Source organism: Sphingomonas sp. CCH9-F2 (assembly GCF_001556735.1).
Lineage (GTDB): Bacteria > Pseudomonadota > Alphaproteobacteria > Sphingomonadales > Sphingomonadaceae > Sphingomonas > Sphingomonas ginsenosidimutans.
The window spans coordinates 1-16685 of sequence record NZ_LSJO01000101.1 but is presented as its reverse complement, the minus strand read 5'-3'; the positions used below and the strand labels follow the sequence as shown (position 1 = coordinate 16685).

The following is a 16685-nucleotide window of genomic DNA, read 5'->3' as shown; positions in this document are numbered from 1 at the left end:
CGTCCGCTCAGCCCCTCGCCTTCAGCGCCGCCTGTGCGGCGGCCAGCCGTGCGATCGGCACACGGTAGGGCGAGGCGGAGACGTAATCCAGCCCCACGCTCTCGCAGAAGGCGATCGACGCCGGGTCGCCGCCATGTTCGCCGCAGATGCCCAGCTTGATCGCCGGCCGCGTCGCGCGCCCGCGCTCGGCCGCCAGCGACACCAGTTCGCCCACGCCCTCGACGTCCAGGCTGACGAACGGGTCCTTGGCGTAGATGCCCTTTTCGACATAGGCGCCCAGGAAGCGCGCGGCGTCGTCGCGGCTGACGCCCAGCGTCGTCTGCGTCAGGTCGTTGGTGCCGAACGAGAAGAATTCGCCCGTCTCGGCGATCTCGCCCGCCTTCAGCGCGGCGCGCGGCAACTCGATCATCGTGCCGACCAGATAGTCGACCGTTCGCCCGCGCTCGCCGAACACCGCCTGCGCGGCGGCATCGACCACCGTCTTCATCAGATCCAGCTCACGCTTTGTCGCGACCAGCGGGATCATCACTTCGGGGATCGGTGCCTCCCCGCTCCTCTCGGCGACGTCGATCGCCGCCTCGAAGATCGCGCGCGCCTGCATCTCGTAGATTTCGGGATAGGTCACGCCCAGCCGGCAGCCGCGATGGCCCAGCATCGGGTTGAATTCGTGCAGCTCGGCGGCGCGGCGCTTGAGCTGCTCGACGCCGACGCCCGCCGCGCTCGCCACCTCGGCGAACTCGTTTTCCTCATGCGGCAGGAATTCGTGCAGCGGCGGGTCGAGCAGCCGCACGGTGACCGGCAGGCCGGCCATCACCTCGAAGATCGCGGTGAAATCGGCGCGCTGTTCGGGCAGCAGCTTTTCCAGCGCGGCACGGCGCCCGGCCTCGTCCTCGGCCAGGATCATCTGGCGCACCGCGGTGATGCGCGCGCCGTCGAAGAACATATGCTCGGTGCGGCACAGCCCGACGCCCTCCGCGCCGAAATCGCGCGCGGTGCGGCAGTCGAGCGGGGTTTCGGCGTTGGCGCGCACCTTCAGCCGGCGCACGCCGTCGGCCCATTCCATCAGCGTGCCGAAATCGCCCGCCAGCTCGGGCTGGATCGTCGCGACCTCGCCCATCATCACCTCGCCGGTGCTGCCGTCGATCGTCAGCGTGTCGCCCTCGCGCACCTCGCGGCCCGAAACGCGCGCGATCTTCGCCCTGGCGTCGATCGCCAGCGTCCCCGCGCCCGACACGCACGGACGGCCCATGCCGCGCGCGACGACCGCGGCGTGGCTGGTCATGCCCCCGCGCGCGGTCAGGATGCCCTTGGCCGCGTGCATCCCGTGGATATCCTCCGGGCTGGTCTCGGTGCGCAGCAGGATCACCGCCTTGCCGTCCGCGGCCCAGCGTTCGGCGGTATCGGCGTCGAACACCGCCGCGCCGCTCGCCGCGCCGGGGCTGGCGGGCAGTCCCTTGGTCAGGACGTCGCGATGCGCATCGGGGTCCAGCGTCGGGTGGAGCAGCTGGTCCAGCGCCTGCGGCTCGACCCGCGCGATCGCCTCGTCACGGGTGATGAGGCCTTCGTTCGCCATGTCGACCGCGATCTTCAGCGCGGCCTTGGCGGTGCGCTTGCCCGACCGGGTCTGCAGCATCCACAGCTTGCCGCGCTCCACGGTGAACTCGATGTCCTGCATGTCGCGGTAATGCGTCTCGAGCCGGTCGAACACCGCCGCGAGCTCGGCATAGACCTCCGGCATCGCCTCTTCCATCGACGCGGGCTTCGCGCCGGCTTCCTCGCGCGCGGCCCTGGTCAGGTATTGCGGCGTGCGGATCCCCGCGACCACGTCCTCGCCCTGCGCGTTAATCAGGAATTCGCCGTAATAGGCGCGGTCGCCCTTCGACGGATCGCGGGTGAAGGCGACGCCGGTGGCGCTGGTGTCGCCCATGTTGCCGAACACCATCGCCTGCACGTTGACCGCGGTGCCCCAGTCGCCGGGAATGTCGTTCAGCCGGCGATAGACCTTGGCGCGTTCCGACTGCCACGAACCGAACACCGCGCCGACCGCGCCCCACAATTGGTCATGGACGTCCTGCGGGAACGGCTTGCCCCATTCCGCCGCGACCAGCTTCTTATACTCGGCCACCAGCGCGCGCAGATCGTCGGCCGACAATTCGGTGTCGAGCGTGAAGCCGCGATCTTCCTTGGCGACTTCCAGCGCTTCCTCGAACGCGCCATGGTCCAGTTCCAGCACCACGTCGGCGTACATCTGGATGAAGCGGCGATAGCTGTCCCAGGCGAAGCGCGCATCGCCGCTGGCCGCCGCCAGCCCCTCGACCGTGGCATCGTTCAGCCCCAGGTTGAGGACGGTGTCCATCATCCCGGGCATCGACACGCGCGCGCCGGAACGGACCGACACCAGCAGCGGATCGGCGGCATTGCCGAACGTCTTGCCGGTCACCTGCTCGATATGCGCGATACCGTTCGCGACCTCGGCCCGCAGCGAGTCGGGGAATTTCTCCCCCTCCTCGTAATAGCGGGTGCACATCGCGGTGGAGATGGTGAAGCCCGGCGGCACCGGCAGGTCGATCGAGGCCATTTCGGCCAGGTTCGCGCCCTTGCCGCCCAGCAGGTTCTTGTCGCCCTTGCCGCCGTCGGACACGCCGCCCCCGAAACGATAGACGTAGCGTGTATCCGTCGCTGCCTCAGCCGCCGTCGCCATGCTCTCGTCTCCTGTCCCTGTCCCGTGCCGATGCCGTTCGCATCCATGTCGTTGTTGCAACGCAACACACCGTTGCGCGCCGGAAAGCAATATGGATTCGCCTCGCCCCGCGACAGCAGGCCTTTCGCCAGCGGCGGACGCGCGCCTACCCCTCGATACGCGAGAAATCGGCGACGCCGTGCACCGCGTCGCGCACCCGCAGCAGCAACGCCAGCCGCGCCGCGCGCTTCGCCGGATCGGCATCGTTGACCGTCACCGCCTCGAAAAAGGCGTCGATCGGCGCGCGCAGCGTCGCCAGCGCGGCCATCGCCCCCGCGAAATCCTCGCGCGCGACCGCATCCGCGGCGGCGGGTTCGGCGGCGTCGAGCGCGGCAACCAGCGCCGCCTCGGCGGGTTCGCGATCATACGTCGCCCCGGCGGAAGCCGGGGCCTCGCGCGGCTCCTGCCCCGCTCCCTCGCCACAGACCCCAGCCTTCGCTGGGGTGACGTCGGCGGTGACGCCTTCCTTCTTCAGGATGTTCGCCGCCCGCTTGTACCCGGCCAGCAGGTTCGCGCCGTCATCGGTGGTGACGAACGCCTGCAACGCATGGACCCGCGCCAGCAGCCGAACCAGATCGTCTTCCCCACCCAGCGCGAACACCGCGTCGATCAGGTCATGACGAACGCCCGCCTCGCGCTGCTGGACCTTGAGGCGGTCGGCTAAAAATGGAAGTATGTCCGGCGCCACCCCCATGACTGAGAAATGCACGTCGACGGCCCACTTAACTACGTGGGCGAACTCTGATCCATATAGATCGCGCCCACCACCTTCTCGCTCAATGAATGGCCCACCAGTATTAGTTATACCGAATGGCCTACCGGCTGCCCAAGCGTCGTATATATCATCTGCAAAGCTCTCATCGCCGCTTGCGCGAAGGCGGGTTGACGCAATTTGCTTAGCGAGAAGCGCAAGATAATTCGGAGCAATCAAGCGGATGGGCAGTCGGATTTGATTGCGATTCAGAAGCGAAATTATTCCCAAGCCGGCGCGGCGAAGCGCAAACGGATCTTTTGATCCCGTTGGCCTTTCATCGGCTGCGAAGAACGCAATCAAAACATCCAGCTTGTCCGCCAGCGACACCGCCACCGTCACCGGATCGGTCGGCACCTCGTCGCCCTGCCCGACCGGCTTGTAGTGATCGCGGATCGCGTTCGCGACCGCCGGGTCCTCGCCCTGTGCGGCGGCGTAATAGCCGCCCATCAGCCCCTGCAATTCCGGAAATTCGCCGACCATGCCGGTGACAAGGTCGGCCTTCGCCAGCCGCGCCGCGCGTTCGGCAAGGTCCGCCAGTTTTTCCCTCTCCCCTTGTGGGAGAGGGAGGGAGCCGCCGGAGGCGGCGGAAGGGTGAGGGGGAGAGGCAGGAACGATCCCCTCCTCGACCAGCCAGCGCGCCAGCTTCGCGACGCGCTCCACCTTGTCGGCGACCGTCCCCAGCTTTTCGTGGAAGACGATCCGGTCCAGCTTCTTCGCCTGCTCCTCCAGCGGCACCTTCAGGTCGGTGTCGTAGAAGAAGCGCGCGTCGGAAAGCCGCGCCGCCAGCACCTTGCGGTTGCCCTCGACGATCTTCGCCCCGCCGTCGTCGGCATCGATATTCGCGGTGCAGACGAAGGCATTGGCCAGCTTCCCGTCAGCATCGCGGCACACGAAATACTTCTGGTTCACCCGCGCGGTCAGCTGGATCACCTCGGGCGGGACCGACAGATAATCGGGGTCGAAGCGGCCCAGCAACGGCATCGGCCATTCGGTCAGCCCGGCATTCTCGGCCAGCAGCCCTTCGTCGCGGACCAGCGTCAGCCCCGCCTTGGCGGTGGCCATCGCCGCGCCGGTCGCGATGATCGCCGCGCGCTCATCCTGGTCGACGATGACATGCGCGTCGCGCAGCGTCTCGACATAGTCTGCCGCCGACCGGATCGTCACCGCGTCCGGATGATGGAAACGGTGCCCCGCCGTCGTCGCACCGCTCGCGATCCCGGCGATCTCCACCGGCACCACCGCCTCGCCGAACAGCGCGACGATGCCCTGCAACGGCCGCACCCAGCGCAAGCTCTCGGTCGAAGCCGACGCCGCGCCCCAGCGCATCGACTTGGGCCAGGGAAAGGCGCGGATGACGACGGGGATCGCCTCGCCCAGCACCTCGGCCGTGGCGCGGCCGGGCCGCTCGCTGACCGCGAACAGCACGCCGTCGCGCTCGACCAGTTGCTCGCGGGTCAGCCCGGTCTTGCGCAGGAAGCCTTCCAGCGCCTGCGGCGGGGCGCTCGCCTTCGGCCCCTTCACTTCCTCGCTCACCGCCTGGGTCGCGTCCGGCAGCCCGCGCAGGATCAACGCCAGCCGCCGCGGCGTGGCATAGGTGACCGTCTCCGACGCGCTCAGCCCGGCCTTCGCCAGCTCACCCGCGAACAGCCGCGCCAGATCCTCACGCGCCTTGGCCTGCATCCGGGCGGGGATCTCCTCGGAACGGAGTTCGAGCAGGAAGTCGGTCATGCGAAAATCGCCGTCTGGAAGGAGGGTTCACGCGAAGGCGCGAAGACGCGAAGACGCGTGGTTCGCGCCGAGACGCAGAGCCGCAGAGAGGCCGCGCCAGCGGCGGGCATTCCGCCACCGCCACGCTGCCAAACGTCAGTTGCTGCCGCGCGATCCGACCGCGGGCGCCCCATCCCTGCGCCTCTGCGCCTCTGCGCGAAAAAATCGACGGCACCGTCGCGGCGTCGCGTGACCATCACGCCGCCCACCCGTTCTTCTCCATGTGCGCCGCGCACGCCGCCTTCGCCAGATCGCGCACCCGCCCGATATAGGCCTGCCGCTCCGCGACGGAGATCACGCCGCGCGCCTGCAGCAGGTTGAACGTATGGCTGGCCTTGATCGCCTGTTCGTAGGCGGCGATCGGCAGCTTCGCCTCCAGGCAGTTCTCGCACTCGGCCGCCGCCTTGCGGAATGCGTCGAACAGCCGGTCGGTGTCCGCCACCTCGAAATTCCACGTCGACATCTGGCGCTCGTTCTCCAGGAACACGTCGCCGTACGAAACGCCCGCATCGTTGAACGCCAGGTCGTACACATTGTCGACGTTCTGGATGTACATCGCCAGCCGCTCCAGCCCGTAGGTCAGCTCGCCCGCAACCGGCTTCATGTCGAAACCGCCCATCTGCTGGAAATAGGTGAACTGCGTCACCTCCATCCCGTCGCACCACACTTCCCAGCCGAGGCCCCAGGCGCCCAGCGTCGGGCTTTCCCAATCGTCCTCCACGAAGCGGATGTCGTGGACGCGCATGTCCACCCCAATCGCCGCCAGCGACCCCAGGTACAGTTCCTGCAGGTTCGGCGGGCTGGGCTTCAGGATCACCTGATATTGGTAATAATGCTGCAGCCGGTTGGGGTTCTCGCCATAGCGGCCGTCGGTCGGGCGGCGGCACGGCTGGACATAGGCGGCGTTCCACGCGTCCGGCCCCAGCGCGCGCAACGTGGTCGCCGGGTGGAACGTCCCCGCCCCCATTTCCATGTCATAGGGTTGCAGGATCGCACATCCATGCTCCGACCAATATTGGTGGAGCCGCAGGATCATCGCCTGGAAGGACAGCGGGCGGGGGGCAGACGGGTCGCTCACGCGCGCAGCCTGTGGCGGAACCGCCCGACGGAATCAACTCGCCACCGCGTGATCCGCGTCGCTGTCGCCAACCTTGCGTGACATTTTGTCAGGCACGCTTGACAAAGACGCGACTCGCTGACACTTTGTCATAGTTACCTGACATTCGGTCAGGCGATGCTGACAAGAGGCTTTGGATGTTGCAAGGAAGCGACATGAAGAATCGCCTCAAGGTGCTGCGTGCGGAACGCGACTGGAGCCAGGCCGAGCTGGCCGGGCGGCTGGACGTGTCGCGCCAGGCGGTGAACGCGATCGAAACGGGGAAATACGATCCCTCGCTGCCGCTCGCCTTCCGCATCGGCCGGCTGTTCGGCCTCACGATCGAGGAGATTTTCGATGACGGAGAAGGTGATGCGTGACCGGCCGCGCGGGCGCAACGCGGTGGCGCAGCTCGTGCTCGGCATCGTGCTGGGGCTGATGGTGATGGGGCACGATCCGCTGACCGTGCTGGAGCGCGCGATCGGCGATGGCGCGCCGTCCGCCTCGTGGCGCCTGCCGCATCTGGCCATCAACGTCGCGGTGGAATGGCGATGACCCCTGCCCCTATCGCTGCGGAAGCCGGCTGGGGCGAGGCGCGCATGCGCGACCGTCGCCGCCGCCGGGTGCGCCGCGCAGCAGCCATCATCGTCGCCGCGACCGTCAGCATGATCGCGCTGCCGTTCCTGGCCGGCGTGGCCGACGGGTTCCTCGGACGTCCCCACCGCGTCTCCGTCCCCGCGACGGAGGTGATGGCGACCACGATCACTTTCGCAATCGTGGTGCTGGGTGCGGGCATCTGGGGCTGGCGCGAGGCGGACGAGGTCCAGCGACGCGACGCGCTGTCGATGTGGGCAACGATCGGCGTCGTCGGCTTCATCGGTCATCCGCTGGCCGAGCAACTGGAACGGGCGCTGGGCAGCGGGTCGCTGGCGGACGCGCTGTGGTGGGTGTCGCTTGCCGCAGGGCTGGCGGTGTTCGCGTGGCGCAAGGCGCGGGGGTGATCGGGATGCCGCGGATCCATCGACCCGGCGGGCGACAGCGCGCCAATCACCGCCTGCTGGCGCTGTCGGGGCTGCTCGGCGGCGCGATCGGCCTGGGCATCGCGCTGGTGGCGACGCGCGGGGTACCCGACGGGACACGCCCCGATCTCATGTCCGCGCCGCTGCCCTTGTGGTTCGCGGTCGTGCTCGCGTTCGCCTGGGGCGTGGTACTGCCGGTCATTTCGTGGCGCTGGCACCGCGTCGTCGACGAGCATGAACGCGAGGCGTATCGCGACGGCGCGGTCGCGGGTTTCTACGCGGTGGCGATCGGCGCGCCGATCTGGTGGACGTTCTGGCGCGCCGGAATGCTCCCGCCGGTCGACGCGACCGCGCTGTTCGCTGCGATGATCGCGGTCACCGGCATCGTCTGGCTATGGCGAAAGTATCGCTGACCCTGTTTCCACCACCCTGTTTCCTTCGTTAGGAACCTGCTCCATGAACCGCCTCATGAAGACCGCCACCACCGCCATTGCCCTGCTGCTGGCGCTCCCCGCCTGCGCGCAACAGGCGCGCGACTCGTCCCCCACCGACGCCGATCCCGCCTTGTGGGTGGTGAAGGACGCCGATACGACCATCTATCTGTTCGGCACCATCCACGTGCTGAAACCGGGTCTCAGCTGGTTCGACGAAGGCGTGAAGAAGGCGTTCGACGCCTCGCAGACGCTGGTGCTGGAGATGGTCGAACCCGACGCGGCCACCCAGCAGCGCGTCGTCATGGCCAAGGCGTTCGATCCCGCCGGCACCCCGCTGACCCAGGCGCTGCCCCCCAATTACCGTGGCGCCTTCGCCACCGCGATGGGCCAGGGCAACGTCCCCGCGGCGGCCTACGACAAGATGCGCCCGTGGTTCGCCGCGGTCACCCTGTCGCTGCTGCCGATCCAGAAGCTGGGCTACGATCCCGCCAACGGCCCCGAAGCCGTGCTGACCAAGGCGGCGCGCGCCGCCGGCAAGAAGGTCGAGGGGCTGGAAACGTTCGAGGGGCAGCTGGGCATCTTCGACGGCATCTCGCGCGACGGACAGCTCCAGCTGCTGGAAAGCACCCTCGACGAACTGCCAAAGGTGGAAACCACGTTCGAGACGATGGTGTCCGCTTGGGCGAAGGGCAACCCCGACGGCGTGGCCGCGGAAATGAACGAATCGCTCAAGGATTCGCCCGAGGTCGCCAAGACGCTGCTGACCGACCGCAACAAGCGCTGGGCGGCGTGGATCGCGGAGCGGATGAAGCAGCCGGGCACCGTCTTCATCGCGGTCGGCGCGGGGCATCTGGCGGGCGACCAGAGCGTGCAGGCGCAGCTGGGCGCGTACAAGCTGAATGCGGTGCGTGTGAACTACTGACGCGGCGCCCGGCCGACCTTGCGTTTCCGGCGCGTTGCCGCTAAGCGCGCCGGCTTCCCGCCATGGTCATCCCTGGAGGCGTGTCGGGAAACGTACTCACAAGTTTCGGAGCATATCGCATGAGCGACACCATCACGCTCGCAGCCGAGGCGCGTGACCGGGTTGGCAAGGGAGCCTCCCGTGCACTGCGTCGTGACGGCCGCGTCCCCGCCGTGATCTACGGCCAGAAGAAAGAGCCGACCGCGATCCATCTCGAGGAGAAGGCGCTGGTCAAGGCACTGATGACCGGCCACTTCATGAACTCGGTCATCATGGTCGACGGTCAGCGCACGCTGGCCAAGGACGTGGCGTTCCACCCCGTCACCGATCGTCCGACGCACGTCGACTTCCTGCGCATCGCCGCGCACGAAACCGTCACCGTGCCGGTCCCGGTCGTGATCGTGGACGAGGAACTGTCGCCGGGCGTGAAGAAGGGCGCCGTGCTGTCGCTGGTCGCCACCGAACTGGAGCTGACCGTCGACGCCGCGGACATCCCGTCGGAAATCGTCGTGTCGGTGAAGGGCAAGGACGTGGGCGACACGATCCACATCGGCGACGTGCGCGTACCCAAGGGCGCGAAGCTGGTGATCGAGGATCCGGAATTCACCGTCGCCACGATCGTCGCCCCGTCGGCGATGCTCGCCGAGGCGCAGGAACAGGCCGCCGAGGAAGCCGCGCTGGCCGAAGCCGCGTCGGCCGAGGCTGCTGCCGAAGCCGCCGCCGAGGAAGAGGGCGAGGACAAGGGCGAGTAATCGCGCCGCCTTGCCGCCTACGGCAAGTCTTACGGGGGCAGGGCAGCGGCGACGCTCCCCTGCCCCCTTCGCTTTTTGCCCCCTTCGCCCTTTGAAGGAACGCGACATGCAATTGTGGGTCGGCCTGGGCAATCCGGGCGCGCAATATGCGATGAACCGGCACAATGTCGGCTTCATGGCGCTGGACGCCATCGCCGAGGTCCATGGCTTTGCCCCGCCCGCGAAGAAGTTCCAGGGCTGGTTGCAGGAAGGTCGGATCGGCGGCGACAGGGTGCTGCTGCTCAAGCCCGCCACCTTCATGAACGACAGCGGCCGGTCGGTGGGCGAGGCGATCCGCTTCTACAAGCTGGGCGTCGAGGCGCTGACCGTGTTCCACGACGAACTCGACCTGGCGCCGATGAAGGTGAAAGTGAAGCAGGGCGGCGGGACGGCCGGACATAACGGCCTGCGCTCGATCGACCAGCATCTCGGCCCCGATTTCCGGCGCGTGCGGATCGGCATCGGCCATCCGGGCCACAAGGACCGCGTGACCGGGCATGTGCTGGGCAATTACGCCAAGACGGAGATCGAGCCGCTGTCCGACCTGCTCGGCGCGGTCGCGGCGGAGGCGGACTGGCTGGCGAAGGGCGACGACACGCGCTTCATGAACGACGTCGCGCTGCGCCTGGGGTGATGCCGCGCCCGCCCTCCCCTTCCGCCGACAGGACCGCCCCGATGCCGACACGCCAGCTGTTCCCGACCCATTTTTACGAAGCGCCGATCGACTCCCCCGATCTGATCGCCGAACTGGACGAATCGTGCCGCACGCTGGCGCAGGACGACGTCGCGGGGCGGCGCTGGTCGAAGGAGCACGGCTATCGCGGCTATACCAGCTACGCGTCGCTCGACGATCTGCCGCTGCGCGACCCGGCCTTTTCCGATCTGAAACGGCACCTCGACCGACATGTCGCCGCCTTCGCGCGCGATGCGGGAATGGAATTGGGCGGGCGCCGGCTGAAGCTGGACAGCCTGTGGGTCAACATCATGAAGCCGGGCGGCACCCATTCGGGGCACATCCATCCGCACAGCGTCGTGTCGGGCACCTGCTACGTCGCGGTGCCGCCGGGGTCGGGCGCGCTCAAGCTGGAGGATCCGCGGCTGACGATGCTGATGGCCGCGCCGCCCCGCGCCGACACCTTCGTCTATGCGGAGCCGCAGCCCGGCACCGTCTTCCTTTGGGAAAGCTGGCTGCGACACGAAGTGATGCCCAACGCCGCGAAGGCGGACCGCATCAGCATCAGTTTCAATTACCGCTGGTAACCCGGCGCCACTGGCATTTCCGCCTTCGCGATACCATCTGGACGATCTCATGAAAGCAACGAACATCCCCGCCGCACTGTCGAGCGCGCTAGAAGCGCGTGGCTATGCCGCGCTCACCCCCGTCCAGAGCGAGGTGACCGCCGACGAGGCGATCGGCCGCGACCTGCTGGTGTCGGCACAGACCGGCTCCGGCAAGACCGTCGCCTTCGGGCTGGCGATCGCCGGCCAGTTGCTGACCGACGACCAGCTGCCGCAGCCGGGCGCGCCGCTGGCGCTGGTGATCGCGCCGACCCGCGAACTGGCGCTGCAGGTCGCCAAGGAGCTGACGTGGCTCTACGCCGATGCGCGGATCGGCACCTGCGTCGGCGGCATGGACCCCAGCCGCGAACGCCGCGCGCTGAACCACGGCGCCCACATCGTCGTCGGCACCCCCGGGCGCCTGCGCGACCATGTCGAGCGCGGCGCGCTGAACCTGTCGCAGATCCGCGCAGCGGTGCTGGACGAGGCGGACGAGATGCTCGACATGGGCTTCCGCGACGATCTGGAGGCGCTGCTCGACCAAACACCGGCGGAACGGCGCACATTGCTGTTCTCCGCCACCCTGCCCAAGACGATCGTCGCGCTGGCCCGCAAGTATCAGCGCGATGCGTTGCGCATCTCGACCGTCAGCGAACAGCGCGGGCATGGCGACATCACCTATCGCGCGGTCACCGTCTCCCCTTCGGAAATCGAGCATGCGGTCATCAACCTGCTGCGCTTCTACGAGGCGGAGACCGCGATCCTGTTCTGCGCGACGCGCGACAATGTCCGCCACCTGCACGCCGGGCTGGTCGAGCGTGGGTTCGCCGCGGTGGCGCTGTCGGGCGAGCATTCGCAGAATGAGCGTAACCACGCGCTCCAGGCGCTGCGCGACCGCCGTGCGCGGGTGTGCGTAGCGACCGACGTGGCCGCGCGCGGCATCGACCTGCCGACGCTGAGCCTGGTCGTCCATGTCGAGCTGCCGCGCGATGCCGAGGTGTTGCAGCACCGTTCGGGCCGCACCGGACGCGCCGGCAAGAAGGGGACGGCGGTGCTGTTGGTCCCCTACCCGCGCCGTCGCCGTGTCGAGATGATGCTGCGCGGCGCGCGTATCGCCGCCGAATGGGGCGAGGTGCCGACCGCAGAGGCGATCCGCGCGAAGGACCGCGAGCGACTGCTCGAACGTCTGCTCGCCCCGGTCGAGGTGGACGAGGACGATCAGGCGCTCGCCGCCGAATTGCTGGCGCAGCGATCGGCGGAGGAGATCGCCGCCGCCTTCGTCGCGGCGCAGCGCGCCAGCCTGCCCGCGCCCGAGGAACTGTCCGACCGCGCGCCGGAGGATCGGCAGAAGGCGCACCGCCCCGGCTTCGACGATGTCGTGTGGTTCCGCATGAACGTCGGCCGGCGGCAGAATGCCGATCCGCGCTGGGTGCTGCCGCTGCTGTGCCGCCGCGGCCATGTGACCAAGGCGGAGATCGGGGCGATCCGCATCGGCGCGATGGAAACGCAGTTCCAGGTGCCCAGCGCGCTCGCCGGCCGCTTCGCGGCCGCGGTACGCGCCAGCGCCAATGCTGATGGCGAGGACGAAAGCGGCGTGCGGATCGAGCCGATGCAGGGCGCGCCGGCGCCAATGCGCGGCGGTCCGGGCGGCGCCGGCGGCCCGCCGCAGCGGCGCTATCAGGCGCAACGCACCCCGCGCCCGCGGCGCTGACGCGACGATCATGACCGGGACGCGGCGAACCGAACGGATCGTCGCGTGGGCGCTGGTGCTGGCGCTTCATGCCGCTGCCTGCTGGTGGCTGCTCGCGCCGGATGAGGCGGTGCCCGGGGCGACGCCGGGGGCTTCGCTGGCCACGTTCGACATTCCGCCGCCCGCGCCCGCTTCCCCGCCCCCGCTCCCGGCGGCGGACGATGCGGGCCGTTCATCCGTCCGGGCGCCGGCCCGGACCGCGAATCCCGCCCCGCTCGCCGCGCCGCCGGTCATTATCGTCCCGCCATCCGTTCCGCTGCTGGCTGCTCCGGTCGCAGGCAGCGGAATTAGCGCACAGGCCGGTGGCGCCGCGACCAGCGATGGGAACGGCAGCGGCGCGGAAGGCGCCGGCGCGGGCGCGGGCGCGGGCGCTGCCGGGACACCCGCCCGACTGATTCGCGGGGTGATCCGCGCCCGCGACTATCCCGCCGCCGAACGCCGCGCGCGGATCGAAGGGGTGGTGACGGTGCGCTTCACCGTTACGCTGGATGGCCGCGCGATCGCCTGTCGCACGATGCGGTCCAGCGGCAACGCGGCGCTCGATGCGACGACATGTCGACTGATCGAGCAGCGGTTCGGCTACGCCCCCGCCCGCGACGCGAATGGTGCGCCCCGCGCCGAGGAGCGCGGCTGGGAGCAACGTTGGTGGATCGACGCGGCCGCCGACGGCGCCATCAACGGCGACGCCCCGCCGCCCGGACCGTGACGGCCGGACGACGGGGCGCCGCGCAGGGTCGGCGGAGTACCCGCGCCTTACAGGCCGACGACGCCGCCGTCGTTCTTGGTGATGACCACCGTGGCCGCCCGCGGACGACCGGTGCCGGTGCCGGTCGCCTGGCTCTGCGGCCAGTTGGAGGTGATGTTGGCGAAGTTGCCGTCCTCACCCGGGTGCTGGACGTTGACGAAGATCGTGCGGCCGTCGGCGGTCGAGGTGATGCCGGTGATCTCGCACTCCTTCGGGCCGACCAGGAAGCGCTTCAGCTTCGCACCCGGCGCCGCGCCGACGCGGGTCGTCGTGGTGGCGGTGCCGCCGAAGCTGGTCGTGACGCTCTTGGTCGTGCCGTCACCGACGCGGCCGGGCATACCGATCAGCATCATGCAGTTGGTCACGTCGGTGTAGGCGCCGTCGTCGGTCTGCACGAACAGCAGCGGCGACGCCTGGCCGGCCGCGTTGGTGGGCAGGCCGAACCACAGGCCATCGGGCGACGAGAAATCGTTGGTGTCGTCCAGTCCCGACAGGTTGATGTTGTCGGCATTGGCGTTGGCGCGCGCACCGAAGGCGTAGACGTCCCAGGTGAACGTCAGCGATTCGGTCGAGTCGTTGGCCTCGCGCAGGCGTACGACATGCCCGTTGGCGTTGCCGCTGTTGGTGCCGCCGTCGGTGCGGGTGTCGACATAGGCGCGCGGGTTGGCCGCGTCGACCGCGCGGGTGCTGCTGCTCGACGCCACGCCGCGACGGTTCGAGTTATTGGTCAGCGTGCAGTACATCTCGCCATTGACCGGGTTCACCGCGGTCCATTCCGGGCGATCCATCGGGGTGGCACCCAGAATGTCCGCCGCGATGCGGGCGTTGATGAGCACGTCGGCCTGGCTGGCGAACGGATAGGACGCGCTCCCCGTCAGCCCGTTCTGGCCGAACACCAGCGGCAGCCAGGTACCCGTGCCGTCGGCGTTGAACTTCGCGACATACAGCGTTCCGGTGTCGAGATACTTGTCACCGGTCGCCAGCCGGTTCGACGCGGTGGCGTCCGCCGCCGACCAGGCAGTGGCCGATACGAACTTGTAGATATATTCGTTGCGGCCATCGTCGCCCATGTAGAACGCCGGCTTAACGCCCGCAATCATGCGGCCCGCCATCACGCCTTCGTGCGCCATGCGGCCCAGCGCGGTACGCTTGCGCGGGGTCGAGCTGGGATCATAGGGATCGATCTCGACCACCCAGCCGAAGGTGAACGGCTCGTTGCGGAAATCGGCGGTGCCGTCCGCGGCATTGGCGGCGACTGCCGAGGCGTTCCAGCGCGAGAAGATCGTGCTGCTCGCATCCGCTGCGGCCACCGTTTCCCAGCCGTAGCGGCTGGCGGTGCCGACGCCGTAGCGCGACATCGACGTCACCTGCTTGGCATTTCCCGCGCCGGTGCGCACCGCCGCGTCGGTCGACGACCGCGCGAAATAGCCCGCCCAGTTTTCCTCGCAGGTGGCGTAGGTGCCCCACGGCATCGCGCCGTTCGCGCAATTGTTGATCGTGCCGCGACCGGTGGTGCCGTCCGCCGAATAGCGCGTGCGCAGCTGCGCGTCGCCGCGCGCCGGGCCGCTGAACGTCACCGGCGTGTTCGGCGTCACGCGGCGGTTGAGCGCGCTCGCCGCGACATAGCTCCACGCACCGGTGTTGCCCGCGCGGGTCACCTCGACCACCGAAACGCCGTGCGCCTCGATCTCCTTGACCACCTCGGCCTCCGGGCGGCGCTGCACGCCCGCCGAGTCCGCCACGGTCGTCGGCGCGCCGACGTGCATATACTGCGGGTTGATATATTCGTGGTTGATCGCCAGCAGGCCGCGCGTGCTGTTGCTCGCGTCCGGGGTGTTGCCGCTGGCAGCCAGCCCGAAATAGCTCATGCCGTCATGGTTGTCGCCGGCGCGCTGCGCGTAATTGGTGTCCGACCCGTTGTTGGCGAACGCCGAAACGCCCGAGGCGATCGGGTCGCCCGCGCGGTACAGCACGGTGGCGGTATAGCCGGTCGGCACGGTCACGATGTCGTTCTTGTTCTTGGCGACCGCGGTGAACGCCAGCGTCGCCGGGCTGACGACGACGGTCGAACGCTCGCTGCTCGACCCGCTCGGGCCGGAGGCGGTGAACTGCAGGACGATGTTGGTCGTGCTGGCGACGTTGGGGGTCACGAAGCTGACCGAGGTGCCGCTGACGGTCAGCGCGACGGTCGGCCCGCTCACCTGCGTCCAGGTGCTCGACGTCGCGTTGCTGCTGGCGCTGGAGCTCAGCGTGACGACCCGGCCACCCTGCGCCTGGACGGTGGTGCCGTCCGCCACGGTGATGACGGAATTGCGCCCGTCGTCATCGTCGCTGCACCCGGTCAACAGCGTGGCGCCGAACGCGGCGGTGGTCATCGCGCTCATCCCGCCCATCATCTGGCGACGCGAGTAACGCTGCTCGACCAGCTCACCCAGCGTGGTGGTGGTCGACGGGTTGGCATCGACGTTGCCGTCGTAATCGTTGCCGATGATAAGGTCAGTCACGGTAGTCCCCCGGTGCGATGCGGTGTACCGGCCGTACTTGGCCGCGGTAAAAGGCATGGCGATGAAGCTACCGCGACACGAAAACGACAGATCGGCGTCAGAACGGTGACACGCGCACGGGGCTTGACGCGCGGCGCGGTTCGGCTATGACGCCGCCCGCGTGCCCCGGCCGGATGGCCTGGGCGCACCGTCCGAGACAGCGGGTGGCATCCCCGGATGCCTTAATCTCCCGCCGAGGCGGGGACAGGATTGATCGCGCCGGTCGTGCCGCTTTCCCATGGAAGCCGCACGTGCGGCCCGTCGCCCGTTAGCGGGCATCCCATTCCCCATCGCTGGACAATGCCGCCGGCCGCATTTGCGGATGGCGGTTCGTACCCGGAAGGGTCCGTTCGCGCGGCCCCTTCCCAACGTGGAGAATGGCATGGATCGTAGTCAGAAGACCGCGGCCGTCGCCGAACTGAACCGCACCTTTTCCGAGGTTGCCGTGGTGGTCGTCACCCGCAACCTCGGCATGACGGTGGCGCAGTCGACCGACTTGCGCAACCGGATGCGGGCAGCCGGCGCGACCTACAAGGTCTCGAAGAACAAGCTTGCCAGGATCGCACTCGACGGCACCGATTACGGTTCGCTCAGCGACATGCTGACCGGCCCGGTCGGCCTGGCTTCTTCGACCGATCCGGTCGCGGCGGCCAAGATCGTCGTCGAATTCGCCAAGACGACCGACAAGTTCGAGATCGTCGGCGGTGCGATGGGCACGACCCCGCTGGACGTGGCGGGCGTGCAGGCACTGGCCACGCTGCCGTCGCTGGACGAGCTGCGTGCGAAGATCGTCGGCCTGATCGTGGC

At 68.7% G+C, this 16685-nt stretch carries 15 protein-coding genes; 11 read left to right on the top strand and 4 right to left on the bottom strand.

Features of this window, described 5'->3' with window-relative positions; genetic code table 11:
* Nucleotides 1–7: 7 nt before the first annotated feature.
* The 3 genes from ppdK to AX685_RS03075 form a co-directional block, all read right to left on the bottom strand.
* A complete protein-coding gene (gene ppdK / locus AX685_RS03085) occupies nt 8–2701 on the bottom strand; it encodes a pyruvate, phosphate dikinase (RefSeq protein ID WP_066485335.1) in 2694 nt (897 codons plus the stop codon).
* 145 nt (nt 2702–2846) lie between these two features.
* Complete coding sequence (gene glyS, locus AX685_RS03080; RefSeq protein WP_066485334.1) at nt 2847–5222, bottom strand: glycine--tRNA ligase subunit beta; 2376 nt, start codon at nt 5220–5222, stop codon at nt 2847–2849.
* Nucleotides 5223–5457: 235 nt separating this feature from the next.
* Entirely contained in the window at nt 5458–6297 is an 840-nt protein-coding gene (locus tag AX685_RS03075) for a glycine--tRNA ligase subunit alpha (protein WP_066485382.1), read from the bottom strand.
* A gap of 236 nt (nt 6298–6533) precedes the next feature.
* Here AX685_RS03075 and AX685_RS03070 point away from each other — a divergent pair, with 236 nt between their 5' ends.
* From AX685_RS03070 to AX685_RS03025, 10 genes are all read left to right on the top strand, one after another.
* Entirely contained in the window at nt 6534–6737 is a 204-nt protein-coding gene (locus AX685_RS03070; RefSeq protein ID WP_066485333.1) for a helix-turn-helix transcriptional regulator, read from the top strand.
* Nucleotides 6730–6912: a hypothetical protein gene (locus tag AX685_RS03065; RefSeq protein ID WP_066485332.1), complete on the top strand. Its 183-nt coding sequence runs from the start codon at nt 6730–6732 to the stop codon at nt 6910–6912. The genes AX685_RS03070 and AX685_RS03065 overlap by 8 nt, the downstream gene beginning before the upstream one ends.
* Nucleotides 6909–7358 carry a hypothetical protein gene (locus tag AX685_RS03060; protein ID WP_156445638.1) on the top strand — a complete coding sequence of 150 codons (450 nt, stop codon included), beginning with the start codon at nt 6909–6911 and terminating at the stop codon, nt 7356–7358. The genes AX685_RS03065 and AX685_RS03060 overlap by 4 nt, the downstream gene beginning before the upstream one ends.
* Nucleotides 7359–7363: 5 nt before the next feature.
* Nucleotides 7364–7789, top strand: a complete 426-nt coding sequence (locus tag AX685_RS03055; RefSeq protein ID WP_096609785.1) for a hypothetical protein — start codon at nt 7364–7366, stop codon at nt 7787–7789.
* 43 nt (nt 7790–7832) lie between these two features.
* Complete coding sequence (locus AX685_RS03050; RefSeq protein WP_066485326.1) at nt 7833–8732, top strand: TraB/GumN family protein; 900 nt, start codon at nt 7833–7835, stop codon at nt 8730–8732.
* Nucleotides 8733–8851: 119 nt separating this feature from the next.
* Nucleotides 8852–9523, top strand: coding sequence for a 50S ribosomal protein L25/general stress protein Ctc (locus AX685_RS03045; RefSeq protein ID WP_066485324.1), 672 nt, complete (start codon nt 8852–8854; stop codon nt 9521–9523).
* 106 nt (nt 9524–9629) lie between these two features.
* Nucleotides 9630–10196: an aminoacyl-tRNA hydrolase gene (pth, locus tag AX685_RS03040; RefSeq protein WP_066485379.1), complete on the top strand. Its 567-nt coding sequence runs from the start codon at nt 9630–9632 to the stop codon at nt 10194–10196.
* A gap of 41 nt (nt 10197–10237) precedes the next feature.
* Nucleotides 10238–10822: a TIGR02466 family protein gene (locus AX685_RS03035; protein WP_066485320.1), complete on the top strand. Its 585-nt coding sequence runs from the start codon at nt 10238–10240 to the stop codon at nt 10820–10822.
* A gap of 49 nt (nt 10823–10871) precedes the next feature.
* Nucleotides 10872–12551, top strand: a complete 1680-nt coding sequence (locus AX685_RS03030; protein WP_066485318.1) for a DEAD/DEAH box helicase — start codon at nt 10872–10874, stop codon at nt 12549–12551.
* A gap of 10 nt (nt 12552–12561) precedes the next feature.
* On the top strand, nt 12562–13296 hold the full coding sequence (locus tag AX685_RS03025) for an energy transducer TonB (RefSeq protein WP_066485316.1): 735 nt from the start codon (nt 12562–12564) through the stop codon (nt 13294–13296).
* Between the two features lie 47 nt (nt 13297–13343).
* On the opposite strand, the gene AX685_RS03020 is transcribed toward AX685_RS03025, so the two are convergent.
* The gene (locus tag AX685_RS03020; protein ID WP_066485315.1) at nt 13344–15839 is read right to left on the bottom strand and encodes an alkaline phosphatase PhoX; all 2496 of its coding nucleotides are present in this window, start codon (nt 15837–15839) and stop codon (nt 13344–13346) included.
* Nucleotides 15840–16260: 421 nt separating this feature from the next.
* Here AX685_RS03020 and rplJ point away from each other — a divergent pair.
* The coding region (gene rplJ, locus AX685_RS03015; RefSeq protein WP_066485313.1) for a 50S ribosomal protein L10 at nt 16261–16685 on the top strand (425 nt) is incomplete at its 3' end.

Coding starts and splice junctions, on each gene's coding strand:
- ppdK (WP_066485335.1), bottom strand. CDS start 2,701: ATGGCGACGGCGGCTGAGGCAGCGACGGATACACGCTACGTCTATCGT.
- glyS (WP_066485334.1), bottom strand. CDS start 5,222: ATGACCGACTTCCTGCTCGAACTCCGTTCCGAGGAGATCCCCGCCCGG.
- AX685_RS03075 (WP_066485382.1), bottom strand. CDS start 6,297: ATGATCCTGCGGCTCCACCAATATTGGTCGGAGCATGGATGTGCGATC.
- AX685_RS03070 (WP_066485333.1), top strand. CDS start 6,534: ATGAAGAATCGCCTCAAGGTGCTGCGTGCGGAACGCGACTGGAGCCAG.
- AX685_RS03065 (WP_066485332.1), top strand. CDS start 6,730: ATGCGTGACCGGCCGCGCGGGCGCAACGCGGTGGCGCAGCTCGTGCTC.
- AX685_RS03060 (WP_156445638.1), top strand. CDS start 6,909: ATGACCCCTGCCCCTATCGCTGCGGAAGCCGGCTGGGGCGAGGCGCGC.
- AX685_RS03055 (WP_096609785.1), top strand. CDS start 7,364: ATGCCGCGGATCCATCGACCCGGCGGGCGACAGCGCGCCAATCACCGC.
- AX685_RS03050 (WP_066485326.1), top strand. CDS start 7,833: ATGAACCGCCTCATGAAGACCGCCACCACCGCCATTGCCCTGCTGCTG.
- AX685_RS03045 (WP_066485324.1), top strand. CDS start 8,852: ATGAGCGACACCATCACGCTCGCAGCCGAGGCGCGTGACCGGGTTGGC.
- pth (WP_066485379.1), top strand. CDS start 9,630: ATGCAATTGTGGGTCGGCCTGGGCAATCCGGGCGCGCAATATGCGATG.
- AX685_RS03035 (WP_066485320.1), top strand. CDS start 10,238: ATGCCGACACGCCAGCTGTTCCCGACCCATTTTTACGAAGCGCCGATC.
- AX685_RS03030 (WP_066485318.1), top strand. CDS start 10,872: ATGAAAGCAACGAACATCCCCGCCGCACTGTCGAGCGCGCTAGAAGCG.
- AX685_RS03025 (WP_066485316.1), top strand. CDS start 12,562: ATGACCGGGACGCGGCGAACCGAACGGATCGTCGCGTGGGCGCTGGTG.